The 22669-nt window shown below is 59.8% G+C and carries 26 protein-coding genes and 1 riboswitch; of the genes, 20 read left to right on the forward strand and 6 right to left on the reverse strand.

Annotation, left to right across the window (positions count from 1 at the left end; translation table 11 throughout):
* The first annotated feature begins 213 nt into the window (after nt 1–213).
* The 11 genes from RFN28_RS32560 to RFN28_RS32610 all read left to right on the forward strand — a co-directional run bounded on the left by RFN28_RS32560 (nt 214) and on the right by RFN28_RS32610 (nt 7656).
* Nucleotides 214–1131, forward strand: coding sequence for a tyrosine-type recombinase/integrase (locus RFN28_RS32560; RefSeq protein ID WP_320291261.1), 918 nt, complete (start codon nt 214–216; stop codon nt 1129–1131).
* 9 nt (nt 1132–1140) lie between these two features.
* Entirely contained in the window at nt 1141–1587 is a 447-nt protein-coding gene (locus RFN28_RS32565; RefSeq protein WP_320291262.1) for a tyrosine-type recombinase/integrase, read from the forward strand.
* Nucleotides 1584–2483 carry a hypothetical protein gene (locus RFN28_RS32570; protein ID WP_320291263.1) on the forward strand — a complete coding sequence of 300 codons (900 nt, stop codon included), beginning with the start codon at nt 1584–1586 and terminating at the stop codon, nt 2481–2483. The genes RFN28_RS32565 and RFN28_RS32570 overlap by 4 nt, the downstream gene beginning before the upstream one ends.
* Before the next feature lie 105 nt (nt 2484–2588).
* A complete protein-coding gene (locus tag RFN28_RS32575; RefSeq protein ID WP_320291264.1) occupies nt 2589–2828 on the forward strand; it encodes a helix-turn-helix transcriptional regulator in 240 nt (79 codons plus the stop codon).
* Between the two features lie 129 nt (nt 2829–2957).
* Nucleotides 2958–3146, forward strand: a complete 189-nt coding sequence (locus RFN28_RS32580) for a hypothetical protein (protein ID WP_320291265.1) — start codon at nt 2958–2960, stop codon at nt 3144–3146.
* On the forward strand, nt 3143–3394 hold the full coding sequence (locus tag RFN28_RS32585; protein WP_320291266.1) for a hypothetical protein: 252 nt from the start codon (nt 3143–3145) through the stop codon (nt 3392–3394). Before RFN28_RS32580 ends, RFN28_RS32585 begins: the two co-directional genes overlap by 4 nt.
* Nucleotides 3391–4059, forward strand: a complete 669-nt coding sequence (locus RFN28_RS32590) for a hypothetical protein (RefSeq protein WP_320291267.1) — start codon at nt 3391–3393, stop codon at nt 4057–4059. Before RFN28_RS32585 ends, RFN28_RS32590 begins: the two co-directional genes overlap by 4 nt.
* The gene (locus RFN28_RS32595) at nt 4059–4943 is read left to right on the forward strand and encodes a toprim domain-containing protein (protein ID WP_320291268.1); all 885 of its coding nucleotides are present in this window, start codon (nt 4059–4061) and stop codon (nt 4941–4943) included. Before RFN28_RS32590 ends, RFN28_RS32595 begins: the two co-directional genes overlap by 1 nt.
* Nucleotides 4943–6199, forward strand: a complete 1257-nt coding sequence (locus RFN28_RS32600; RefSeq protein ID WP_320291269.1) for an AAA family ATPase — start codon at nt 4943–4945, stop codon at nt 6197–6199. Before RFN28_RS32595 ends, RFN28_RS32600 begins: the two co-directional genes overlap by 1 nt.
* 1 nt (nt 6200) lies before the next feature.
* Nucleotides 6201–6959 carry a hypothetical protein gene (locus tag RFN28_RS32605; protein WP_320291270.1) on the forward strand — a complete coding sequence of 253 codons (759 nt, stop codon included), beginning with the start codon at nt 6201–6203 and terminating at the stop codon, nt 6957–6959.
* Nucleotides 6960–7095: 136 nt separating this feature from the next.
* Complete coding sequence (locus RFN28_RS32610; RefSeq protein ID WP_320291271.1) at nt 7096–7656, forward strand: terminase small subunit; 561 nt, start codon at nt 7096–7098, stop codon at nt 7654–7656.
* A gap of 38 nt (nt 7657–7694) precedes the next feature.
* On the opposite strand, the gene RFN28_RS32615 is transcribed toward RFN28_RS32610, so the two are convergent.
* Nucleotides 7695–8021 (reverse strand): hypothetical protein, encoded by a 327-nt coding sequence (locus RFN28_RS32615; RefSeq protein WP_320291272.1) that lies wholly within the window; start codon nt 8019–8021, stop codon nt 7695–7697.
* A 352-nt stretch (nt 8022–8373) separates the two neighbouring features.
* Here RFN28_RS32615 and RFN28_RS32620 point away from each other — a divergent pair, with 352 nt between their 5' ends.
* Complete coding sequence (locus RFN28_RS32620; protein ID WP_320291273.1) at nt 8374–9144, forward strand: recombinase family protein; 771 nt, start codon at nt 8374–8376, stop codon at nt 9142–9144.
* Nucleotides 9145–9736: 592 nt separating this feature from the next.
* Here the strand turns inward: RFN28_RS32620 and RFN28_RS32625 are convergent.
* Complete coding sequence (locus RFN28_RS32625; protein ID WP_320291274.1) at nt 9737–11602, reverse strand: tetratricopeptide repeat protein; 1866 nt, start codon at nt 11600–11602, stop codon at nt 9737–9739.
* Between the two features lie 447 nt (nt 11603–12049).
* Nucleotides 12050–12147: riboswitch (SAM-I-IV-variant riboswitch) on the forward strand.
* Between the two features lie 34 nt (nt 12148–12181).
* Between RFN28_RS32625 and RFN28_RS32630 the strand changes: the two genes are divergently transcribed.
* The 5 genes from RFN28_RS32630 (at nt 12182) to RFN28_RS32650 (ending at nt 16195) form a co-directional block, all read left to right on the forward strand.
* Nucleotides 12182–12754 (forward strand): hypothetical protein, encoded by a 573-nt coding sequence (locus RFN28_RS32630; protein ID WP_320291275.1) that lies wholly within the window; start codon nt 12182–12184, stop codon nt 12752–12754.
* A 13-nt stretch (nt 12755–12767) separates the two neighbouring features.
* Nucleotides 12768–13010, forward strand: a complete 243-nt coding sequence (locus RFN28_RS32635; RefSeq protein ID WP_320291276.1) for a hypothetical protein — start codon at nt 12768–12770, stop codon at nt 13008–13010.
* Nucleotides 13011–13270: 260 nt separating this feature from the next.
* On the forward strand, nt 13271–13867 hold the full coding sequence (locus RFN28_RS32640; RefSeq protein ID WP_320291277.1) for a hypothetical protein: 597 nt from the start codon (nt 13271–13273) through the stop codon (nt 13865–13867).
* Nucleotides 13868–14005: 138 nt separating this feature from the next.
* Nucleotides 14006–14404, forward strand: a complete 399-nt coding sequence (locus RFN28_RS32645; RefSeq protein ID WP_320291278.1) for a hypothetical protein — start codon at nt 14006–14008, stop codon at nt 14402–14404.
* A 189-nt stretch (nt 14405–14593) separates the two neighbouring features.
* Nucleotides 14594–16195 carry a trypsin-like peptidase domain-containing protein gene (locus RFN28_RS32650; RefSeq protein ID WP_320291279.1) on the forward strand — a complete coding sequence of 534 codons (1602 nt, stop codon included), beginning with the start codon at nt 14594–14596 and terminating at the stop codon, nt 16193–16195.
* A 140-nt stretch (nt 16196–16335) separates the two neighbouring features.
* Here RFN28_RS32650 and RFN28_RS32655 read toward each other — a convergent pair whose 3' ends face one another.
* Complete coding sequence (locus tag RFN28_RS32655) at nt 16336–16812, reverse strand: hypothetical protein (RefSeq protein ID WP_320291280.1); 477 nt, start codon at nt 16810–16812, stop codon at nt 16336–16338.
* Nucleotides 16813–16815: 3 nt separating this feature from the next.
* On the opposite strand from RFN28_RS32655, the gene RFN28_RS32660 reads away from it, so the two are divergent.
* Nucleotides 16816–17052, forward strand: a complete 237-nt coding sequence (locus RFN28_RS32660) for a hypothetical protein (RefSeq protein ID WP_320291281.1) — start codon at nt 16816–16818, stop codon at nt 17050–17052.
* A gap of 122 nt (nt 17053–17174) precedes the next feature.
* On the opposite strand, the gene RFN28_RS32665 is transcribed toward RFN28_RS32660, so the two are convergent.
* The 3 genes from RFN28_RS32665 to RFN28_RS32675 form a co-directional block, all read right to left on the reverse strand.
* A complete protein-coding gene (locus RFN28_RS32665) occupies nt 17175–18767 on the reverse strand; it encodes a recombinase family protein (protein WP_320291282.1) in 1593 nt (530 codons plus the stop codon).
* A 288-nt stretch (nt 18768–19055) separates the two neighbouring features.
* The gene (locus tag RFN28_RS32670; RefSeq protein WP_320291283.1) at nt 19056–19694 is read right to left on the reverse strand and encodes a hypothetical protein; all 639 of its coding nucleotides are present in this window, start codon (nt 19692–19694) and stop codon (nt 19056–19058) included.
* A gap of 399 nt (nt 19695–20093) precedes the next feature.
* Nucleotides 20094–20402 carry a hypothetical protein gene (locus RFN28_RS32675; protein WP_320291284.1) on the reverse strand — a complete coding sequence of 103 codons (309 nt, stop codon included), beginning with the start codon at nt 20400–20402 and terminating at the stop codon, nt 20094–20096.
* A gap of 313 nt (nt 20403–20715) precedes the next feature.
* Here RFN28_RS32675 and RFN28_RS32680 point away from each other — a divergent pair, with 313 nt between their 5' ends.
* Together RFN28_RS32680 and RFN28_RS32685 are read left to right on the forward strand one after the other, a co-directional pair.
* Nucleotides 20716–20997 (forward strand): hypothetical protein, encoded by a 282-nt coding sequence (locus RFN28_RS32680; protein ID WP_320291285.1) that lies wholly within the window; start codon nt 20716–20718, stop codon nt 20995–20997.
* A 532-nt stretch (nt 20998–21529) separates the two neighbouring features.
* Nucleotides 21530–21733, forward strand: coding sequence for a hypothetical protein (locus RFN28_RS32685; protein ID WP_320291286.1), 204 nt, complete (start codon nt 21530–21532; stop codon nt 21731–21733).
* Nucleotides 21734–22669 lie beyond the last annotated feature (936 nt).

Here is a 22669-nt window from a genome sequence, read left to right on the forward strand (position 1 = left end):
TGGCTCCGACATGGCCTGATGGAATCACGCCGCCCGCCAAACCGCCACCCACCCCAACCCGATACACCCGAGTCATAACGCCGCGTCCGCCACCGGTTTTGCCCCGGTTACGTTGCAATCAGCTAAATAGCTGTATCTAATTGCCTTTTCTTTGTAGCCCTTTTATCGTGTTTGCCGAACTTAGTTCCGTGGTGGCGACACGGTGGCGACACGGTGGCGACACGAAAGCCTGTTTCGCCACCGGAGCCGAAGGCAGGAAGCATTACCACAAAGAGCAGAAAACTTACCAAGACCGTCGTCGACGGCCTCGAGCCAGCCGATGAGCTTTACCGCGTTTACGACAGCGAACTGAAGGGTTTCGCCATTCAGGTGTCGAAAGACGGCACCAAGCGCTGGCAGATCGAGTACCGGCCCCATCCGGGCGGACGCGGCACACCGAAAAGGCGGATGACACTCGAGGCCGACACCAAGCTTACCCCCGACGAAGCGCGGAAGATGGCAAAGGCCCTCTTCGCGCGCATCTCCAATGGAGAAGACCCGGCGGCCGACAAGCAGGCCAAACGATCCGAAAAAACAATCAGCGATCTCATCGGCCTTTACGAGGAGGAGGGCGGCAAGATCTTGCGTGGCCGTCGTCTCGGCCAGCCGATGAAGCCGCGATACAAGGCTTGGCTCGTCAACCGGCTCCGCCACCACGTCCAGCCGCTTCTGGGCAGCAAGCGTATCACTGAAGTCACGACGGCAGACATCGAGCGGATGGTGAAGGACATCACATCTGGCAAGACGGCGAAGGATGAGAAGGCCGGGCCGCGCCGCCGCATCATCGTGAGGGGCGGGGAGGGCGCAGCGCGCAAGGTGGCGCGCGATCTTAGCAGCCTCTTTAGTTTCGCGATCCACAAAGGCCTTACCTCGAAAAATCCGGTCGAGACGGCTGCCATCAACAAGGTTGATGGCAGGCGGGAGCGCTATCTCTCGCTCGAGGAAGTCCAGCGGCTCGGCAAGGCGCTCGACGATATGCAGGCCGAAGGCCTCAACCCGAAGGCGGCCGACATCGTGCGGCTGTGGGCGCTCACCGGCTGCCGTCGCGACGAGATCGCCGGTCTCAAGTGGTCAGAAGTCAGGCTCGATTAGGGCTGCCTCGTGCTCGATGACACCAAGACCGGCAAGAGTGTGCGGCCGCTGGCGGCTCCAGCAGTGGCGCTGCTGTCGTCGCTGCCGCGTTATGGTGACAGCCCGTACGTGTTCCCTGCCTCACGTGGAGATGGCCATTATCAGGGCACCAAACGGCTTTGGCCGACGATCGTGAAGAAGGCGAAGTTGCCCGGCGTCACGCCACACACGCTGAGGCATTCGGTCGGCGCGGCAGCCGCATCCGGCGGCATGGCGCTGCCCATGGTCGCCGCGATCCTCGGCCATGCCGACACCCGCTCCACGCAGATTTACGCGCATGTCGCCCAACATCCGGCGGCGAAAGCGGCCACGCGAGCCGTGGGCGGCATTGCGGCGGCGTTGGGAGGCAGAAAGCCCGCGCCGGTAGCCTCGCTGGAAGAGGAGCGGAATAGGCAAAAGGGAAACCGGGCCAGATGAAGCGCGGCGCCATCCGTTACTGGACGACTGAAAAGGAGCGGCAAGACCTGCATGAACGTTCCCTGGAGAACATCCGGAAGCGCTCGCGGATGGAGCGGGTGAGGAAGTTGCCCGCCGAGCTGGCTCATCTTGATCTTGACGATATACCTCCCGGCGTAGGCGAGAAGTTCGACTGCCGGGCAGAAATTCGCCGACGGGCGCAAGTCGAGGAGATCGTGGCAGCGGTTGCTGCAGGGATTCCGGTCCCGAAATGGCTCAATCGACGCCGGCTTCGACTGAAGATCGATGAGGCTGTCCGTCACTATCGGGCGATCGCCGAGCTGGAAGGGCGCCAGTCCAGGGATGCCCGTAAAAAACTGCTCGAAAGGCATCTTGCTTGGGCGCGGAAATATGATGATCTCGCGGCCATGGCTGGCGATGAGCGGAAATGGCTGGCAGAGCAATTGGGGTCGGCCTACGATCCCTCGGCATACGACCCACCCGGAGAAACTGATCTGGCGAAGGCCGTGAAGGCATACGGGGAGCGCCTGCAGCGGGTACGCGACACGTTCTGGCCGGAGAAGCAGCCGGAATCGGAGAAGATTCCGCCTGGTCTGGAGTCGGCACCTCGCTCCCTGAATCCGGGCGAATCGTCGCTCGATTGGCTGATCCGCAAGCTGGCTCATGTCTTCGAGCACTTTTTCAGGATGGATGCCAGGCAGGGGCTGGGGGTTTCGCAGTGGAAGCGCAAGGACGGCACGATCGGTTACGGCAGGCTGAAGGAAACCCCGTGCGAGACCTTCGTGCTGGCGGTGCTCAAGGAAGCCGGGATCGAGGTTGCGCGCGCGACTGTGCGACGGGCTCTGAAAGGCCCGGCGAGGCGAAAGAACACTGGGGCGAAACGCGCCAAAAAATGACTTTGGCCCCATATCTGGCGATCCGATAGGCGCAAGGCCTACTTGCTTCGGGACAAAACGGAGCAAGCCCGGGCCAACTTGCTCCCAGGCGAAAGGAGCAAGGTTATGCCGCGATACTTCAAGACCGACGAGGCAGCACGATACCTCGAGGAAACGCATAATATCCGCTGGGCCAAGTCGACCCTCGAGACAATGCGCACGAGGGGGGGCGGACCCGCATTTTTCAGGTTCGGAGCCCGGGAGATCGTCTACAGCGACGAAACGCTCGATGCCTGGGTGGCGGCCATGTTGTCGGCCCCGGCGTTCTCCACCACTGAATTGTCGCGTAGCAACGAAGCCGCCTGACCGCCGGCAGCTGGGGGCGCTGCGCGGCGGGATAGGTCGCTTCGTGGCTGGTGATGCAGCCTATTTTCTATTCCTCCACCTGCGCGAGCGTCAACTAAAGCTCCGGCGACTTCCCTCTGGAGGTTGCCCATGAAACATCGACACTGCTTATCGCTCGCCGAGCGCGTCGCCGACCTTGAAGCCATGCTCGCATTGGCCCCCCACGACATTGACAGGCTCCACCGCGAACGCGACGCAGAACTCACGTGGCTCGCTTGGTTGCTCGACACCGGCCTTATCCAGGCTGCGCGTGAGGCGATCGCGAGGAGGTTTGGATGAGCGCTCCTGCCTTAGACATTTCCGTTCGGGCCATCCTCCGTGAGCTGGTCCAGCGCCTCGAGGAGATTTGTGAAAAGTGGGGCGCCGAAGATCTCAAGAGGGCCGCTAGGATCCTTGAGGAACTCGCACTCGAAAGTCCCGGCTTGGAAGGGGCGCGGCTCCGACTGCGCCAGGCTCTCGAAGCGGACACGAACCTTCTCGAAGAAGAGGACCTCAAGCAAGCCATGCCTTACGGGGGCGTGCAATGAGCAAGCGCAGCCGAGGCAAATATCCGCGCGCGAGCCGTGACTTTTACGCCACCCCGTTGAAGTCGGTGCTGCCGCTGGTGCCGCATCTGCGGGCTCATGGCGTGCGCGACTTCGCCGAACCCTGCTGCGGCGAGGGCGACTTGGTTCGCCATTTGGAAGCGTCCGGTTTCCGTTGCACGCTGGCTAGTGACATAGCCACCCGCCAAGACGCGCTCGACATTGCCACCTTCGACGCACCGGTGGTCACAAACCCCCCTTATTCGCTGCTGTTGCCGCTGGTGGAGCACTTCATTGCGGCCGCGCCATCGGCCTGGCTGCTTTTGATGGCCGATGTCGCCCATAACCGGTACTTCCGGCCGCTCGCGCCGAACTGCTCCGACATCGTCTCTGCGGGGCGCGCCTGTTGGTTTGGCGGCGGCGGCACCGAGAATATCGCTTGGTTTAGATTCTCGCGCGACCATCGGACCGGGCCGATTTTCCATAACGGGGAACCACGGCATGGCCTGACGCTGATCTGCGCGGCATGCGGCAAGACGTTCCGCCCGATCAGGAGAGACCAGAAATTCTGCGCTGCCGCCTGTCGCCAGCGTGCGTACCGCGACCGCTTATTCGTAACGAACCCGTCACCCTATGCGCCCGACGCTTTCGACGACAGGGGCAGCTGATGTTCGCGGCGTTCGCTTATGACGATCTCAGAGAGCTTGCCGACGGCAGGCCCGTTGCCGATGTCGCCTGCCCGCTGTGCGGCCCAGACCGCCGGGACCCACATAACCGCAATCGCACGGTGCTCCGGCTCTGGTCGGAACCGGGCTTCATCACCTTCCACTGTGCCCGTTGCGGCGAGCATGGCGTTGTCCATGGCGGCGGACGCCGCGAGATCGGCGAGGCCGAGCGGAAGGCGATGCTTTGCGCCCGTGAAGCCATCGCCGCGCGTGATGCCGAGACCGAAAGGGAACGGCGCCGCAAGGCCGTGTGGCTGTGGTCGCTGCGCCAGCCTGTCCGAGACTCGCCGGCCGAACGCTACCTGCGGGAAGCGCGCTCGATCTCCTGTTCGCTGCCGCCGACGCTCGGGTTCTTACCAGCCCGCGACGATCACCCTCCGGCCCTGATCGCGGCGTTCGGCATCGCCAGGGAGGTCGAGCCGGGCCGTCTGGTGATTGCCGACAGGCAGGTCCGGGGCGTGCATCTGACGCGCCTCCTGCCAGACGGCAGCGGCAAGGCGGGGGAGCCGGCGAAGATCATGATCGGGCGCTCGCAAGGCACACCAATCGTGTTGGCACCCCTGAACGACCTGCTCGGGCTGATCATTGCTGAAGGGATTGAGGACGCACTGTCGGCACGTCAGGCGACCGGGCTTGGCGCGTGGGCGGCAGGCTCGGCCTCGCGGCTGCCGGCACTGGCGGATCAGGTGCCCGGCCACGTCGATTGCGTCACCGTGCTGGCGGATGACGATGCCGCTGGTCACCGCCACGCGCCGGCTTTGGTCGAACGACTGATCCAGCGCGGCATCCACGCCGAAATGAGCATCCCCGGAACGGAGGCTGTGTGATGGCTCGTGATGCCAATGACATCCTACGCGAAGGGGGCGAGGCCGACCTGCGGGAGAAGATCGACAGAACGCGCCAAGCGAACGGCAGCGGGCGGGAGCCCGATCTCGGTGAGTGGGACGCTGGTGGTGACACGGACACCATTCCGCCCCGCCAATGGCTGCTTGGCAATGTCTTCTGCCGCCGTTTCGTAAGTTCGCTGCTCGCGGACGGCGGAACCGGCAAGACTGCGCTGCGCCTCGCCCAGGCGCTCGCGCTGGCGACGGGACGCAACCTGACGGGGGAGTTTGTGTTCCAGCGCTGCCGCGTCCTTCTTGTCTCGCTCGAAGACGACAGAGACGAACTGCGCCGTCGGGTCAAGGCAGCGATGCTCCACCACGGCATTTCCGAGGCGGAAGTCAAGGATTGGCTCTTTCTAGCCGCGCCGGGCGGCAGAGCTGGCAAGCTGATGGCCCTCGACGCCAAAGGACAGCCTAGAGTCGGTGGGTTGGCTGAGACGCTGAAATGGACCATTCAACGCCGCAAGATCGACTTCGTCTGTCTCGATCCCTTCGTGAAGACCCATGGCCTGACCGAAAACGACAACAACCAGATGGACCAAGTGATCGAGTTACTAGCCAACCTTGCCGTCGAGATGAATATCGCCATTGACGTGCCGCACCACACCGCAAAGGGCGGTGCCAATCCGGGCAACGCCGACCGGGGACGCGGCGCCAGCGCCATCAAGGACGGCGCACGCCTCGTCTATACGCTGACGACAATGAGCGTGGACGAGGCGGAGAGGTTCGGCGTTCCTCCTGCCGATCGGCGGCTCCACATCAGGGTAGACAGCGGCAAGGTGAACATCACGCCGCCCGCCGCCGCTGCGAAGTGGTTCAAGCTGGTCAGCGTCGCGCTGCGCAACGGCAACGACCTCTATCCTGACGGCGACAATGTGCAGACCATCGAGCAGTGGATCCCGCCAGAAACGTGGGGAGGGCTCACCGACGATCTCGTGAACCGGATCCTCACCGATATCGACTCCGGCATGCCGGACGGCGAACGCTACTCCGACGCCGGTGCCGCCACGACGCGCGCCGCTTGGAAAGTGGTCCAGAAGCACGCAGCGAAGAAAACAGAAAAACAGTGCCGCGAGATCGTCGCTGCGTGGGTCAAAACCGGCCTGCTCCTCAAGGAAACGTACCATAGTCACGTCGCTCGAAAGGACCGCGAAGGGCTCCACGTCGACGACATGAAACGACCGGGAAGGATCGCTTGAAATGATCACTTCAGCCCTGCGCCATTGGCAAAATTTGATGGCGCGCCATTGGCGCGAAGCAGGGCGCGCCATTGATGAAGGTGCCCCTAAGGAAATTCAATGGCGCATTGAGTTGCGCCAATTGTATTTCCCAACGGCGCACCAATGGCGCAATAGCGCGGGCCGAAAGGAACTGGTCGCGGTTCTGGCAAAGCCACCGACGTGGCTCCGAACGGTGAAAGGAGGACCGACGATGTCTATCAAAACAGAGCTTTTCAAGGTCAGGACAATCATTCCGGAATTCGAAGGCTGCAAAGAGGTGGCGGTGCGTTGGTTCGTTTGCGGGCGCGAGCGGTCACCCGCACCGTATGCCAAGGTGATCGCCGACTATCAGCCCGGCGACCCGTATGCGGAAGGCTCAATTGCTGAATTGTTCACTGCCGACGAGGCCCGGGCTCTCGTCGGCTACCTGGAGGCGTATTATCCCGACGGTGGCCACAGCATCGAGGAAGTTGACCTGCCGATCACTGGCGGCCTGTTTCCCATCGGGGCCATCGCCGTTGGCGGTCCTCAGGGTCACATTGAGCTCTGCAGGGAGGAAAGCTACAGTCTACCGCTTCAGGTCTCGGGATATTACGATCTTCGGAATCACGAACCTTTGCCGGATCGCGAATCCGATTTGAAACGACGGAAAGCCTTTGCGGGCGGCACTCTGATTGTCACATGCGACGGCAAGATCATCAGAGCTGCCGATCTCGAAAAGATCGAGCCACTGCAATAGCCGCGAGCGTGCCGAAAAAATAAACGACGCCAGTCGAAGCGCGCCGCTCCGATGCCGAGATCTCGGCGTCACCGTTCCAGGGCTTCGTCGATCACCGTTATTTGGCAGCCAACCCAATTGTGCGGTAGACTTGCCTATGTCGATCCTTCGAAACCCGCGCCATGAACGGTTTGCACAAGGTCTCGCCAAAGGCCTGAGCGGCAAGGCCGCCTACGTCGAGGCCGGCTATCGGTCGACCGGAAATGCCGCCGAAGTCGGCGCAGCGAAACTGGTCAGAAATGATAAGATTGCGGCCCGCGTCGCCGAGTTGCAGGCACGGCAGGTGCGGCGGCTTGATGTGACGGTCGAAAGCATCGTAGCTGAGTTGGAGGAAGCACGCGCGGCTGCACTGGACCACAAGCAGCTTGCAGCGGCGGTCGCAGCCTCCCTGGGCAAGGCGAAGCTCCTCGGGCTGATTGTCGACCGGGCCGAGGTTGAGAGTGTGATCCGCAAACCTATGCGCGAGCCGGGCCAAGTCGAGCAGATGAGCTTGGAGCAGTGGCAGGAAAAATTCGCGCCGAAGCTGCTCGACCAGCAGTCCGGCAACGGCTCACCCGCCACTAAACCGGAGAAGGCGGAACCAGCGGAAGAGATTGGGATCGTCGAGGCCCTCCGGCGGGCCAAGGCGGCGAGAAGAGGCAAGGCGACGCGGTTCTAAGCCGTGCTTGTGACGAAAAGCACGTCCGCACGATCAAATCAATTCGGTCTAAACAACGTTCCATCGTATTGCTCGCCATCAATGAAGATAGTGGGCGCACGGCCTTTAATGGCGAATATCTTCACCTCTGGTCGATAAGCATAGTGGTAATGATAAGTTTTACAGCTAAATAGAACGTCATTATCTAGCTTGTATATTTTGTCGTACTCGCAGCCATCGAACTCACCGGCGACGTGCGTCGTGAAAACGTTGCCGTCATGAAGATAGCCGTTAACTTTCTCTTTTCCAATAACTATGACATCTCGCCCAATAGCGATGACTATAGGCTGGTATTCGTAGAAATATTTGTATTCAAGACATTCCATTACACCTCCTCATTCGAGTTCGTATAGTTTGCCGTATTCACACCCATCGAATACGCCGGAGATTTTATATTCCTCCGCGGCTTGAGCTGGGCTGCAAAGCGTGAGCATGTACGTCAAAAAAAGCCAAACTCCTCGCATCGCTCCTCCTGAAACCTGAATATGGAAGCCTTATTACAGTAAGCAATATTGTCGATTGGAATGACCTCGAACAGCCCTTTCCGACGGTGCCAAACATTCCGCGTTCCTCTACCGGATGGGGCGTTTGGCCAATCGATGCTCTCTCGCACTTAAATGGCGCTTGTAAGTTTTATATACGGACGTATATAAAGCTGACACGGCACGAAATACGTTCATGAATCCTGCAATTTCCTATCTTCGCGTCAGCACAATCGGTCAAGGACGCTCCGGTCTCGGGATTGAGGCCCAGCAGCAAGTCATTGCTCGCTTTGCAGAGGTAGAAGGCTTTGAAATCGTCGGCGAGTTCGTCGAGGTCGAGACCGGCAAAGGCACCGACGCACTGGAAAAGCGGCCGCAACTTGCCTCCGCGCTCGCCACGGCAAAGAAGGCCGGTGCGCCGGTCGTCGTCGCAAAGCTCGACAGACTTAGCCGCGATGTCGCCTTCATCAGCAGATTGATGGCAAAGCGTGTGCCCTTCATCGTGGCCGAGCTTGGTCGCGATACCGATCCTTTCATGCTTCACATCTACGCGGCGCTTGCCGAGAAAGAGCGCGCTCTGATCAGTGGACGCACAAAGCAAGCTCTGGCGGCGGCCAAGGCGCGGGGCGTCAAACTAGGTGGTCCAAAGATCACAGAGGCGGCTGCGCGCTCCCGTCAGGTCCGTATGGCCCGGGCAGATGCCTTTGCGGCCAATGTTGCCCCCATCATCGAGCAAATTCGCGCGAGCGGTGCTACCTCGCTGCGGCAGATCGCCGAGGCGCTCAATTCGCGTGGCATCGGAACCCCGCGCGGCGGGAGATGGTCGGCTATGCAAGTCAGCGACGTTCTCAAGCGCGCGTCGGCAGCGCCGGAGCCACTTGAAGCCGGGCCGGAGGAACCGGAGATCAACGGCGATGAGATCATGACCGCAATGCGCCGGGCGCGACGGCTGAGGCAGCAGCGGTAGAGCCAAGGGGGGCTCCCCGGGGGGCTTTCCCGATGGCGGGGGCGGGGGGTGCTTGTGGGACCCTGATCAGGTGCGCCCGACCGATACCTAGGTCACAGCTCGGAATCTCCTCATAGCCGGCCGCTCTCTCCCCCTAAAACCCAAATCACTCTAAACGATCAAGTTCGACCCCCTGCAGACCTTCCCTGAAGGCGGGGCAAGGGAAAGTCGTGACCCATTCTTGCCGTTCCGTCCCGTCACCTCAAACGTCCGGATTCGGGTGACGAGCTGTCATTTCGCTGCCCTGGTCCCGATGGGATCGAAATCCGAATCGTTCTTGAACCACGCTATCATGTCACGTCCCACCTTCTGCAAGTAGGGTTCCAGCAGGTCGATGGCGCGATCGGACTGGCCGAGCAGTTCACCTCAACTCGACGCTCTATTTCTTGGTGGGCGACGCGGCCGAAGAACGCGCCGGCGATGATGGCGGAACAGCCGGAACTCTATCCCGACGTGCCGGGCCTCGAGCCCGATGCCCGCTATTCCGAGCGATCGGCGAGCATCCTTCCCAATGCGTAGAAAGAACAGCGCCGCCTGGCGGCAGCCGGGTGCGCTATCGCGCCAGCTTCAGCACCTTCTGCCAGCGCGGCAGGCCGTGCAGGGTTGCGAAGTCAGAATCGTACCTGACCCACGCTTTCGTCTCGTGATTGGCGTGCGGCAGAAGGTCCTCCAGCAGCGCGAAGGCTTCGTCGAAGTCGCCCAGCAGGCAGCGGACGCAGGCGATGTTGTAGCGCGTCAGAATGTCGTCGGGGTCGATGGCAAGCGCGCGCGCCGCCCATTCCCGCGCCCGCTCGCGGTCGCCGAGCACGACCAGAGCGTTGGCGCCCATATAGGCAGGCCGCGGATTCTCGGGGTGCTTTTCAAGCACCCGCTTGGCCCGTTCCAGTCCCTCGCGGGCAGCCCACAGTTCCTTGTCCCGCAACGCGAGGGATCGATAGATCTGCACGAGCAGAAGCATCGACTGATAGTCGGTGGGGTTGAGCTCAGCGGCGCGCGCAAAATGCTCGGCAGCCTTCTCGAACTTTCCCTGCGCCTGGCATGTGCGCGCGTAGAAATAATGCGCCTCGAACAGATTGGGGTTGCGGGCGATCGCCTTCTCGTACTCGGCCTCGGCTTCCTGATATCGTTCCCCGACCGAGAGGGCCAGACCGCGCGAGGCGTGCGCTTCGCCAAGACTGGGGTCAATGTCGAGGGCCCTGGCGCTGTTAGCCAGAATGGCCTCGAGCGAGACCTTTACGTCATAGTGCAGGAACAAAAACGAATCGCAGTCGGCGATGCCTGCGTAGGCGCGCGCATAGAGCGGATCGAGCTCGATCGCCTTGGCGAACATGCGCTTTGCCAGCAGGTAGTAGGATTTGGAGCCGCGGTGGACGAACTCGCGTCCGCGCAGGTAATAGGTATAGGCCTCGACGTTCTCGGTCGGCGCCTGCCGGATCGCCTGCTTTTCCTCCGGCAACAGCCTGACCTTAAGCTGATCGACGATCGTGTGCGTGATCTCGTCCTGGATGGCGAAGATATCGGTCAGGTCGCGGTCGTAACGGTCGGCCCAGACATGGCCGCCGCTCTTGCCGTCGATCAACTGACCGGTGACGCGAACCCGTTGCGCAGCCTTGCGGACGCTGCCCTCAAGCAGGTACCTCACGCCCAACTCGGCGGCCACCTGTTGCAGCTTCACCACTCTGCCCTTGTAGGTGAACACGTTGTTGCGGCCGATCACGAACAGGCCCGATATCTTGGACAGATCGGTTATGATGTCCTCTGTGATGCCGTCAGCAAAATATTCCTGCTCGGGGTCGCCGCTCATGTTGTTGAAGGGCAGCACGGCGATCGACGGCTTTTCCCCAGCGGCGGGTTCGGCCTCGAGCTCGACCGAGACGGTCGAGGATCGCGGCTGCCCGATCCCGGCGAAGAGATCGACGTGATAGACCCTGACGGGGCGGTCGATGTTCTTCAGCACCTGCTCGCCGGCGTCCTCGAAGGCGAGGTCCAGCCGGTTGCCGACATTGTCGCGGACGGAGCCGGACACCGCGACGCCGCCCGGCCTGGCTATCGATTCTATGCGCGCGGCAACGTTGACGCCGTCGCCGTAAATGTCATTGTCCTCGACGATGATGTCGCCGAGATGGATGCCGATGCGGAACTCGATGCGGCTCTCTGCCGGCACGCCGGCATTGCGCTCGCGCATCGCCCGCTGGATCTCGGCGGCGCAGGCGACGGCGTTTACGACGCTCGGGAACTCGACCAGCATGCCGTCGCCGGTGAGCTTGACGATCCGCCCGTGATGCTCGGCGATCCTGCCGTCCGCCATCTCGCGGCGGTGCGCCTTGAGAGCGGCCAGCGTTCCCACCTCGTCGAGGCCCATCAGCCTGCTGTAGCCAACCACGTCGGCTGCGAATATCGCCGTGAGCCGGCGCTCCATGTGTGCACCCGGATTTTTCGAAGAAGCCTAAAATATCAGGTTCGGCGCTACGTGCCATATGTAAATCCCACTGGCGCCGCCTGAGCATCAGCGGGATTGCGACTCGGAAAGGTTCGATCAACCGGACCTCTGCGGGAACCGCTTGGCACTTCTGCCAAGTCACCCAGCCCGCACCCAAACCGATGTCCGAATTGGCGCTAAACCGACATTGGCGCCGCGATCCGAGTAGGTCCAGAACTGGCGCTGGTTGCTCGTTCCGGTCAACCAGACGTACGACAAGAAACCACCCATCTCGGCCATTGGCGGCAGCCAGCCGATAGAGTTTTGACCACCTGAAATGCCAGCGTATGAGATCGCCGCAGCGGGGCGGCTGATGTTGCCGTCGATGCCTCCGGCCTCCACCACGAGGAGAAAGCTTGCCGAAGTACAATCGTTTTGTTAGATCAAGCCCTGCATCCAGAGAGGGCTTCGGCCCCGCCAACCAGCCTTGACCGGCAACGGTGGCACGACGATGTGGCCCTCAACGGGCAACAGTAGGTCGCTAATCCCTCCAGATGCGTGTCAACTCTGGAGGTTTTTATGCTCTCACGACGTGGTTTTTTGATTGGTGCCGGCGGGCTGCTGACATCGGCGTTTCTTGGTGACGCGCAGGCTTTCGTCCACAGAACGGGCAAACCGCTTCTCGCTTCACCGGCTGAGGTCGCCGAGACGATGTACTGGTACGAAAACGGTGAGCAGGGCCTCATGCTGACCATCGGCCGGTGGGTTTTCTGCCCGCCGCCGCCGACGTGGCGCGAGTTCTTCGAAGCGGAAGGCATCCCGCATCGGACTGAAGCCCATATCCAAGCTATTTACGAAGAGCACGGCATTGAACCGGAAGACTATGACGGCGATGTCGATGGATACTTCTGGGAGACGCGCTTCGATCTCGAGACCGGCCCCTGCGCTAAGGCCTACCACCTTCTGAAGAAGCTGGATCTTGGGCCTTCGATCCGGCGAGGGAGTGCCGAGCCGCATCTGGTATTCTGCAATGGCGATGTCGCTAACGATGATAGCCGGTGGGTCGATGCAAGGGACAAACTCACGCTTTCTCTCCTGCAGGCCCGGTTGATCGATCTGAAGCTTCCGATCCGCCTTGCAGAAGGGATTTGAGGGAATGCCGGACATGATCGACGATGACCCCGCGCCTACCGACACCGCGCAGATGGCCAAGGGTGGCCCACAGGAGCCAATCGAGCCTTACACGTGCCGTTATTGCGGCTGGATGACAACGGTGCCGAACGAGGCGGAGGCGCGCCTGTGTATGCGGTGTGTCCGGTTCGAGGGCGATGTGCATCCGGCGGTGACCGGAGCACGGATCGCGGTGCACAACGCGCTCATCCTAGGCATGGCCAGGAAGAGGGGCTGAAGGCAGGGCAACTGCCATTGCCTCCAACACGGAGGGTTTCCCGGAGAGCGGGGGGCCACGAATTGGGCCCCCTGGCTTTGGGACCCCGGACCTCTTTCCTTCTCTGAATATATGTACCTCGCGACAAGTTTTCGGATGCGAAGATAACGACCGGAACAAGCCTCGCTGATATAAATCTGCAAACCAAATGGTTCGTTGAAGGGCTTTGCAATTGGTTGAACAAGCAGCAGAGCCGGGTTGGCGGGAGGCGGGAGTAGGCGATGCGGTTGCGTCTTCTTGTGACTTGTTTGGCTGCAATGATCGCCTCAGCACAAGTTCGTGCTGCTGAGGTAGAAACGGCTCTCTGGAAGAACGTTGGAAATTGGAGCGTATACGTTGATCGGCCCCTCCAATTTCAGTGCTTCGTAACAACGCTTTATGAGGACTACACTATTTTTCGCGTTGGCTTCCTGCAACCGGGTTCAAGTGCAGCCATGTACATTGCAATAGGTAACTTAAATTGGACCTCAATTGAAGAAGGGAAAGACTACGATCTAATCCTGCAGATCGACAATGAAGCTGGCTGGCGATCACCAGCTTTGGGAACGAGGTTTGGCACACTGCCAGCTCTTGCCATAGGTACCAATGAGCCGGGCTTCGTTGAGCAACTGATGCGGAAACACTTTTTGCGTGTCTTTTTCAACGGTCGGCAGGTTCTTAACCTTAGTCTTCGGGGCTCGAATGCTGCTCTGAGGGAGATGGGAGCATGCCAAAATGCGGTTGATGCCTACGTGGGCGCGAACCGCAACTCTCAACCCAAAGACCCTTTCACTGGAGTTGCCGGTCCAGCGCCGAAGAAGGACCCGTTTGATCTATAGTGATTTGGAGGGGTCTCAGGGCATGGTGACGGGACAAGCAGGATGCAGGACAGTCGGCTCTCACTTAGATGTGGCGGCACGCGAGCAGGGAACGGCTTGATGCCTCGTGGCCGGATAGTGATGGTCGAGCGAGGCAGCATGAATTACCGTCCGTTGTGCCGTAACTGTGGCCGGACCATCCACCGGGTGTTCCGGTATCTTCACTTTGGGCAGCGTGCTGCTGCCCGCTATCACCGCTCTTGGAGTTTCCAAGACTTTCCAGACAGCATCGCTGAGGTCGAGCGGCTGGCTGAGGGGACGGTGCTGAGCGTCGAGTGGGTCAGCGACATCGAGCACTGGATCAAGCGCGCCGTCGTGTGGGACGGCGAATATACTAGCCCGTACTTCTGCGGCCGGGGTTGCGCGCAACTGTTCGGCTACCATCAGGCCGCCACCGGCGCAGCCACTGATATGCATGCAGAGGCCGTGATGCGACAGCGCGCCAAGCTCGACGAGCAGCAACTGCGCCGCCGTCGCAAGGCGCGGAGGTCAGCATGAAGCTGAAGGAGGTGCGCTGATGCGCAAGTTGATGATTTTGGCCCCCGCGCTCCTGCCGGCGGTGGCAGGCGGACGACTACCGCAGTTAAGAAAAGGCCAACGTGACCGACAACGGCATCGCGATGATGCCGGCAGGGATAGGCAGGAGATCCTCGATGGCTGCGTGCGGCCGCTCGGCCCGAGCGGCAGGTGGTCGACGCCGCCAGCGTCGTCGGCACTTATGACAGCCGCGAGGACGCGGCGCGCCTTGTCGTCAGGGTGTCTTTAAGTCGCCCTCGTCATTGGCAAATTCGTCGTGATAGTTTGTACCTTGAAAGTGCGCGGAGCATCGCAATGGCTTGGGCTTCCCGAATTGGCGGGATTGTGGCGGCAGGTGTGATCCTGAACGCCTGCCTTGTTGGCACATCGTATGGAAAAAATTCCAGTTCACCGGTAGAACGCTGTATCCGTGCCAAGACACCGAATGACAAGGTTTACTATTGCTCAATTGCACTGAAAGGTAGCCCCGACAGGAGGACAACGGAGCGTCTTCTTCTTCGAAGGGGAAATGCGTTAGCGCAACTCGGGATATTCTCCGAGGCTGTTAAAGATTTCTCACGCCTCATCCAGGCGGACCCGACAGTTGCCGGCTATGTCGATAATCGTACGACTGCTCTACGATCTCTTGGCCTCTATCAAGAAGCTCTCGCGGATGCCAATCACGCAGTGGAATTGGCCCCACATGAGGCGTTTGTCTACCATAGCCGCGGCCTTGTTTTCGAAGGTCTGAAGCAGTTTAGCGCAGCGTTAAGCGATTTTGACCAAGCAGTTTCCCTGGAGCCGAGCAATACGGGGTTCATTATTGAACGGGCCAGGATCAAAGTGGAAGCCGGCCGCACAGGCGAGGCAATAGAAGACCTTTCCCGTGTGATTTCCCAAGAACCCAACAACTTGACCGCCCTGCGACAGCGGGGTTTTGCCCGCCTCGCAATGGGAGATTTGACGTCTGCCGCAAGCGATCTGATCACGTACAGCCGAGCTGTTCCCAACGATCCCGAAGTCGCGGCGGCGATCGCGACCATTAGCGCTTCCGCAGCAAACGCAGCGGCCGGCGCAAAATCAGCAAGTTCGTCCTCGGCCGAGTCTAGTTCGGGGACGGGTGTCGCGCAGAAGCAGCCAGAGCAAAGTGTTGGGGTGACGGGGACTGGGTTCTTTGTATCCTCAGAGGGTTACGTCATAACCAATGCGCATGTGGTGGGAAACTGCTCCACTCTTAGCGCCGCTGCCTTTGCAGCGCCCCAAGCCAACGCCCAATTGGTCGCTAAAGACAATGCCAACGATCTTGCCTTGCTCAAGATTGCAGGAAAGGCATCGGCTCACGCCCCGTTACGATCGGGTGTTCGTACGGGAGAGGGTATCGCCGCATTTGGCTATCCTCTTTACGGCTTGCTGGCGAGCGCCGGTAACTTCACTGCCGGAAATGTATCAGCTTTGGCGGGCGTCGGTGACGATACTCGGTACATGCAAATTTCGGCACCTGTTCAACCCGGAAACAGTGGTGGGCCGGTCCTAGATCAATATGGGAATGTGGTTGGCGTAGTGGTGTCCAAACTGAATGTCTTGAAGGTGGCGGGAGCCATCGACGACATTCCACAAAACGTCAATTTTGCAATTAAGGCCTCGGTTCTAATCAGCTTTTTGCAATCCAGCGGCGTCGGGACAGAGGCTGGAAGTATAGACAAGCCTCTATCCTCAGCTGATTTGGCGGACAGGGCTAAGTCGATCTCCGTGTTCCTTCGGTGCGAGAACTAGTCGGCCCGCGAAATATTCGGACGTTGACTGCCGCCAACATGTCACCGGGCACCAGCGTTGAATCGTCACCCGTGCTTGAACTTAAGCCACATTCTTCCGACCAGCTATCTCCACAGCAATCCTATGGGACGCGATCTCTTCTAACGCCGCGCTGCGGTGGTCAGCCGCTGATATGCGAACTCGCGCTCCAGGCTCTTGTCCAGTTCGCTGATGCGCTCGAGGGCCAACCCCAAATCATTGGGAATGACCGAGATGTCCTGAGATCCAATCGTCAAATCCAGAAGTTTCAGCAAGGCCCGAGCCTTTAGGGGGCTGTCGATGATGGCGAGCTTGTTCGCCTCTGCGGCCATGCTTCGCAAGCCATAACTGTGCAAGGACCAGCACTCGAAAGGAACCAGAAAGCGCCCGACCGCGTCCACGGCTTCCGCGAAGGCATTGCCTGCGGCTGCGGGCAGATCAGCCAACGCCGAGCTGACGCCGGGCGTTACGAGCGACAACTCCTGCGGCCAAACCCGCTCCAGGAAGGGCTTCGCGGCCGACCTGAAAAGCTCTGCTGCCCTCTCTAAGCTTGTTTCTCCATTTTGCGTCGCGAGTTCACGCAGGAACCTCTCGACCACACCATGGTGCTCTTGGCTGACAAGGGCCGCTACATGGGCGGAGCCTTCGTCACCTTCAAGGCCGACAAACGGCAGAAACTATGGGACCTCGCGCAAGGCAAGGCCGGCGCTCCCCCTCCGAAAGGGCTGGCGAAGGAAAAGGCGGAGTGGCTGAAGCCCGGGCTCGTCGGCCGCGTAAAGTTTCTGAAGGGCGAAGAGAAGCTGCGCCACGCCACGTTGAAGGACTTTCGCGAGGAGTAGGGCGCTCTATGCCAATTTGGCGGTGACCAGAGAGTATAGCGGGGCAGAGCCGTCAGCTCTTTCCAATGTGCATAAAGCCATCAGGAACCTACACCGCTCTCATCGCTCGTTGGCCTTAACGATCATAACGCAGGCCCTTCTTGCAGCCGTTGACGCGCCCTTTTCTGCGCTGCTGAGACTACCGCCGATCTTGTGGTCGGGAAGCCTGCCAACCCATACGCTCTAATGATTGAGCCAAATCGTTCTACGAACACACGACACATCGGAAGTTCTGGATCAGCATTGATCAGCCCGATTGTGACGTAGCCGAATGTTGCATGTAATCGCCGGATTCCCTCTAGAAGCTCTGCGTCGGAGTATTTTCGCTTCCGTTGGCGGACCCTTTCCCACGCTGCAGAGATGGTTCCCTTCATGGTAGTCGGGAAACCTGCTAGCTCATACGCTTTGACTATCGACCCAAATCGCTCGGTGAAAACCCTGCACACGGGAAGCTCTCGATCCGCATTGATCAGCGCAATTGTGACGTAGCCGAACGTCGCATGTAACCGCCGGATTCCGGCTAAGAGATCCTCATCGGAGTAGTTTCGATGAGCAATCGAGTAACGGCACTTGTACCCGACAGTCGCGTACGCTGCTCGCAGATCGCCGAAGTGGCGGATATATGTTGGTGCGCAAGGCGTATATGGGCAATTGTCGAGGAGTTCTGCAGACAGCTTGTTCTTTTCCCGAAGGAGCCGTCTGAGCCTCTTTGTCAGGTCCCGTTTCGTATAGCCGTAGCCACGCTTGTATCCCCTCTCTCGCTGCGCTTTCGCGAACTGCTTAGGATCGACAATCGGATCCATCACACGCGTTCTGATCCAGAGGCCCGGAGGATTCCGTCCAGTTCTCCCCCGCATTTTCTGTGTCGTTCTATTGTAGACGTAAAAGCCGATCATCAACTCGCTGCTTAGGACGGTCTTTACCCGCCCAATGGCCCACGCGCGGCCGTCGGCTGAAGGCACCCGCTCATCGTTCAATATCTTTACGATGCTGCCCATGCTTCGCTTCTGATCGGCGAACATTCGAAATATACGCCGAACGATCGTAAGCTCCTCAGGCGGTCCCGGAACGTAAATCACGCGGTCCGTGCTCAGGCCCTTTCGTTCACCCGGCCCGAGGAGAAATCGAGGCTGACCATCTTTTGTAATCAACATTCGCCTTGCCCCGTAGGGTACAGGGCCACCCTGTTTGAACCCAAGTCGAGCCTGCTGTGTCTGCGCCCTTAAAATTTTCGATGACAGTTCCCGGCTGTACTCGCCTGCCATCACTCGCTTCAGGTTCTTGACGATAGTTGAGACCATACTGCCGTCGTTTTCGAAAGGCTCGCCGCAGTGCTCGACCACGACACCAGCGTCTCGACAGATAAATTCATAGTGAGCCGATTGGTCTGTATCCTGAAACCGCCCCCACCGGCTGACGTCTAACACCAGAATGGCAGAATAATTGCGTTGGCCGGTCACAACATCGGCGAGCAATTGCTTAAGGCCGTCCCTTCCTTTCAAGCTCAGGCCACTTTTCCCGGCATCGGCATAGGTCTGGATGATAGCGAAGCCTCTCGCCTCGGCATACTCGGCAATGGCCGCAATCTGATTTTCCAGCGAATAGCGCTGGTGCTCCGTTGACATTCGAATGTACTGTGCCGCCGGAATGCGGAGTATACTCGACAGACCAGTCACTATAGTGGCCCTTCGACACAGCTGTCCCAGGTTTCGACCGAGATAGGGCTGCCTGTGAAAATCCAATACTACACCAACCGCACGCTTAGCCCAAGAAGGCGTCCGTCGCGGCTTATACTACAAAGCATCTACCCTAACGAGGGTGCGGTCTGAGCGAATTTTATACGCGATCGCGTATATCCGACATTTATACGCGATTGCGTAGCCCCAAATCGACAAGCTCAGCTATCCAGACTGGCATCTGGTCGTGCCGACGGCACCCAAAGAAGTAGCCGCGCGCCATTCGCGTCACGTGCATGTAGTTAGCGACCCCTGCTTGATCAATTTTGGCCAATCCGACCCGAGCGTGGTTCTGGCATCGACCGCATTGCCGCCGGCCGGATCACTGGCCTTGAACATCTTTATGGCGAACGCCTGGGAGTGGTGACCCGAATAGATCGTAGGCCCAGGTTGGTAGGTCGTCGTAGCGTTCAGCCATCCGCCATTGACGGTTCCCATCGTCGTATATGTCCCGGGCATCTGCGTCGCGGTGACATTATTCTGTGCTGCCGCATCATAGATGATGTACTTGTCGAAACCGGCCTTGATTGTCTCGATGGCCGCTTCCCTGACGGCGACTCGCTCGGCCCCGACGCCGCCACAAACGGGTGCTGCGCGCGCCGTCACAATGGCAGTATTGCCCGATGTCTGGACAACACTGGTACCCGCACATCCGGAAGCTAAGAGCGCGCTGAAAAGTGCAAGCACGGTCTTCACGGAACGATCCCCTATCTCTTTGTCCAGACGTATCCAATACCCGCACGAACCAAGAAAATGAAGATGGCGCAGCTCTTGTGCCCAGTAATCGTTACCGAAGAGTTTCGCGTTGGACTTGGACTGCCGAATGCGATCACTGACGGTCTCATGGCCATCATCCAGAGCGAGCACGAGGCTCTGGGAGTGAAGTGCATCTCAGAGTGCATCTCAGAAAGAGGGGGGATTTCGTTTGTAGGGTGGGACGGTCGGAATTTCCCGACAGCTTAACTTTGGAGATGATGCCATGTCTGGTGGTGCACCCGAGAATGAAGAGATGAAAAACGCTTTCGGGAAGGACTCAGACCAGTTCGGCGAACACAGCCTAGCAGATGCTTGGAAGGCCGGCGGCCCGGTTTTGGGTAGCAGCGATGGCACGCAAGAAGGTATCTACCTTGCGTGGTGTCAAGATTGCCCGTTTGAAGGAGGCTGGAGAGGACGATCTCGGCCAACACGAGACCAGGCTCAGGCTGATGCGGATGCTCACAATGCGAGTTATCCCGGTCATAGGGCGGGGGTGATCTGACGGATTTGTCAGGTCGGCTTATCCACCAGTGGCGCCTTCCTCGTCGGTGGCTTGTAGGCCGTCACCAGCCGAAGCGTGTCGGCGTTCACCGTGACCGGCACGCCGAGGTTCACCGTCACCCACTCGCCGTCGATATAGGTTACGTTGCCGGTCAGCTCCATCGGCTGGCCCTTCTTCACCTTTGAGGTTCGGTCGACGATCGAGTGCGGGAAGCCATAGGATGGGATCGAGACGCTGACCCGGTCATCGGTGACCCGTCGGCGTACTGTCGCACTGATGGCTACCTCGTCGCCGATGCTAAAAGAACCCTCCGCCATGCAACGAGTCTGGCGCTGGCTTCCGCCTCGTCAAGAGGACGCTAATGTTCGGCAGAAGACGGGCCGATAGCCCGCCGCTGAGTGTGCCCCCACACCCCGCGGCGGGCCAAAAGTGACCGGCGCCTTCTCGTTGGGGAGGAGAATTGCCTGAAAGCCTGGCGCCGGTCTGGCGAACCATGGTCCGCCGCATATGCAAGATAGCTAATCTCTACCTCAAAAGGACATGGCGTGATCGCGTAACCACTTGGCAATCGGCCAGAGATCAGGAATATAATCCTCACCGGTGCGGCGACCTCATTTTCGGGAGATCGCCATGACGATGAAATTCCCATTCACCGAAGACACGCTCGGCAAAAAGCTGGAGGCCGGCACAGGTCTATCGGTCGATTGCCTCACCTGCAGGCGCAAGGCTGTCCTTGACATGTCCGAATTGGTGAAGCGGCTCGGCCAGGATTACGGGTGCCTACATTGGGATCTGATCAAGGTCGTCTATTGCCATGAATGCCGCGCTGCCGGCCGCGAAGACCGGAATCTGCAATTCACCAATCACGCGATGACGCCAGATAAGCGGAGGAACACGGGAGCGGCCCGGTAGCTGGGGGGGTTGGGTGTGGCGGCTACCGGGCCTAACCGGCGCTTAGCAGGAACGTCGCCAGAGGGCGCCGGCTGACGATGGAATATACGCTCCCGCTAATATGGCCGGCACGCATCCATAAGGACGAAGCCGGGAACAGCAGTTAAGGTATCGCCGGCAGCATAAGTGTTAGAATCGCCAGACCGGCCATCACCAGGCTTGCCGCCATCCCAACCATATCCCGCTGCCGGTAGCGGCAGACCGAGCTGGTGAGCATCACCGCGCCGATAGCGGCAATGTAGGGCGGAGCCCAGTTCAATGGCCGCGAGCTATTCTGAAGTGCTCGTACAATATCGGTATCGCGTCCCAGTGATAGACGCTACCCGATCTTGTCGTGATAAAGGCTCCCGGCCGGTGCTTTTCCTCCATCGTTTCCATCACGAAGGTAAGTGCCGCAGAGAGGCGATCGAAGGCTTGCGTGTCCAAGGCATCCACCGGCGGAATGTCCGCAAGCAGGCTCGACACGGACTGACGTTGGGATGATAATCGACCCATGCGCACCGTCGATGAGCAGGTTGCGGTCGAGCAGTTACTTGATGAAAACGGCGCCGCTGGCTTCGTGTCGGTCCGCGCCGCGATCTCAATATTGAGGCAACGCGTCGACACCGACCTCTCGGATGACGAACTTGAGAAGCTGGTCGTAGCAGCCGCTGCGATGCGCCGTACAGCGATCCAGCTTGATCGGCGCCGCACCTAGATTTTGTGGTTCCCCGTTCGCCTCCGCAGTTTGACCAGCTCAGTCGGCCAGGCTGACTGTCTGGGAATGTCTTGGTGTACCGCCCGAGGCTTGCGGAGTTGGGAGGACCTGAGGTGGTAGGCATGCCCGGCGCGCGCCCGCTAGTCCGCTCGAAGCAACCAGGAATCCTCGTCCTTGAAGCCGAGCGTGCCGAATGACTCGCCAAGCCAGCTCGACTCAAACGGCTTCGATCCTATTCGGACTGGCTGGTGACCGACAGCCAGGCTGCATTCTGTGACGAAATCGACTGCTCGGCGCTGTTCGAGGAGGCAATGACAACGTAGGTGATCACGCTTTCGACGGGGGCCCAGCGCGGTCTCTTGCTCCACATCGACCCGGTTGAGCCGGTTTCCGCAACTTCCGTAGGAACCTGTCCAGTTGCGAGGAGTTCGAGAAGCGACAGGTCGCGATACCTTTGACCTGCCCCTCCCGAGATGCAAGCAGACCCGACCCCTATAGGTTCGGCCTGCTTACTCCGGCCCAAGCCTGAACCCGTCGCCTTCGCTCCCATTTAGGCGACGGGTTCTGTGTCCAAAGATTCAACTAAACGCGGACCAAGGTGGACGATCATCGGCGACGCCGAGCGGGGCGCTGACGTCAGGGCTTCGTGACTGTTCGCGAAAGCGCTGGAGCTGATCATTCAATCGTTCGCCAATGAAGAGCTCGCCTTAAGCTATGCCGAAGCCGAAGGCCAGGACACGGCTACGCGGCTCGTGATGTCGTGATGATAAGCCGCGGAATAATTTGGCGCCTCTAGGCGTTCAGTTTAGTAGACGGTGGGCATATGCGATGACGCCTGCCGCCACGGAGTTGACCGTGCGAACCCTGGCTGCGATCGCTGTTGTCCTGGTTGCAATCATCATCGGACTGGCAAGCTACGCCTATTTCGGATTCTAC

Source organism: Mesorhizobium album (genome assembly GCF_033977205.1).
Taxonomy (GTDB): domain Bacteria; phylum Pseudomonadota; class Alphaproteobacteria; order Rhizobiales; family Rhizobiaceae; genus Mesorhizobium; species Mesorhizobium album.

Coding starts and splice junctions, on each gene's coding strand:
- RFN28_RS32570 (WP_320291263.1), top strand. CDS start 1,584: ATGAAGCGCGGCGCCATCCGTTACTGGACGACTGAAAAGGAGCGGCAA.
- RFN28_RS32575 (WP_320291264.1), top strand. CDS start 2,589: ATGCCGCGATACTTCAAGACCGACGAGGCAGCACGATACCTCGAGGAA.
- RFN28_RS32580 (WP_320291265.1), top strand. CDS start 2,958: ATGAAACATCGACACTGCTTATCGCTCGCCGAGCGCGTCGCCGACCTT.
- RFN28_RS32585 (WP_320291266.1), top strand. CDS start 3,143: ATGAGCGCTCCTGCCTTAGACATTTCCGTTCGGGCCATCCTCCGTGAG.
- RFN28_RS32590 (WP_320291267.1), top strand. CDS start 3,391: ATGAGCAAGCGCAGCCGAGGCAAATATCCGCGCGCGAGCCGTGACTTT.
- RFN28_RS32595 (WP_320291268.1), top strand. CDS start 4,059: ATGTTCGCGGCGTTCGCTTATGACGATCTCAGAGAGCTTGCCGACGGC.
- RFN28_RS32600 (WP_320291269.1), top strand. CDS start 4,943: ATGGCTCGTGATGCCAATGACATCCTACGCGAAGGGGGCGAGGCCGAC.
- RFN28_RS32605 (WP_320291270.1), top strand. CDS start 6,201: ATGATCACTTCAGCCCTGCGCCATTGGCAAAATTTGATGGCGCGCCAT.
- RFN28_RS32610 (WP_320291271.1), top strand. CDS start 7,096: ATGTCGATCCTTCGAAACCCGCGCCATGAACGGTTTGCACAAGGTCTC.
- RFN28_RS32615 (WP_320291272.1), bottom strand. CDS start 8,021: ATGGAATGTCTTGAATACAAATATTTCTACGAATACCAGCCTATAGTC.
- RFN28_RS32620 (WP_320291273.1), top strand. CDS start 8,374: ATGAATCCTGCAATTTCCTATCTTCGCGTCAGCACAATCGGTCAAGGA.
- RFN28_RS32625 (WP_320291274.1), bottom strand. CDS start 11,602: ATGGAGCGCCGGCTCACGGCGATATTCGCAGCCGACGTGGTTGGCTAC.
- RFN28_RS32630 (WP_320291275.1), top strand. CDS start 12,182: ATGCTCTCACGACGTGGTTTTTTGATTGGTGCCGGCGGGCTGCTGACA.
- RFN28_RS32635 (WP_320291276.1), top strand. CDS start 12,768: ATGATCGACGATGACCCCGCGCCTACCGACACCGCGCAGATGGCCAAG.
- RFN28_RS32640 (WP_320291277.1), top strand. CDS start 13,271: ATGCGGTTGCGTCTTCTTGTGACTTGTTTGGCTGCAATGATCGCCTCA.
- RFN28_RS32645 (WP_320291278.1), top strand. CDS start 14,006: ATGAATTACCGTCCGTTGTGCCGTAACTGTGGCCGGACCATCCACCGG.
- RFN28_RS32660 (WP_320291281.1), top strand. CDS start 16,816: ATGGTGCTCTTGGCTGACAAGGGCCGCTACATGGGCGGAGCCTTCGTC.
- RFN28_RS32675 (WP_320291284.1), bottom strand. CDS start 20,402: ATGGCGGAGGGTTCTTTTAGCATCGGCGACGAGGTAGCCATCAGTGCG.
- RFN28_RS32680 (WP_320291285.1), top strand. CDS start 20,716: ATGACGATGAAATTCCCATTCACCGAAGACACGCTCGGCAAAAAGCTG.
- RFN28_RS32685 (WP_320291286.1), top strand. CDS start 21,530: ATGCGCACCGTCGATGAGCAGGTTGCGGTCGAGCAGTTACTTGATGAA.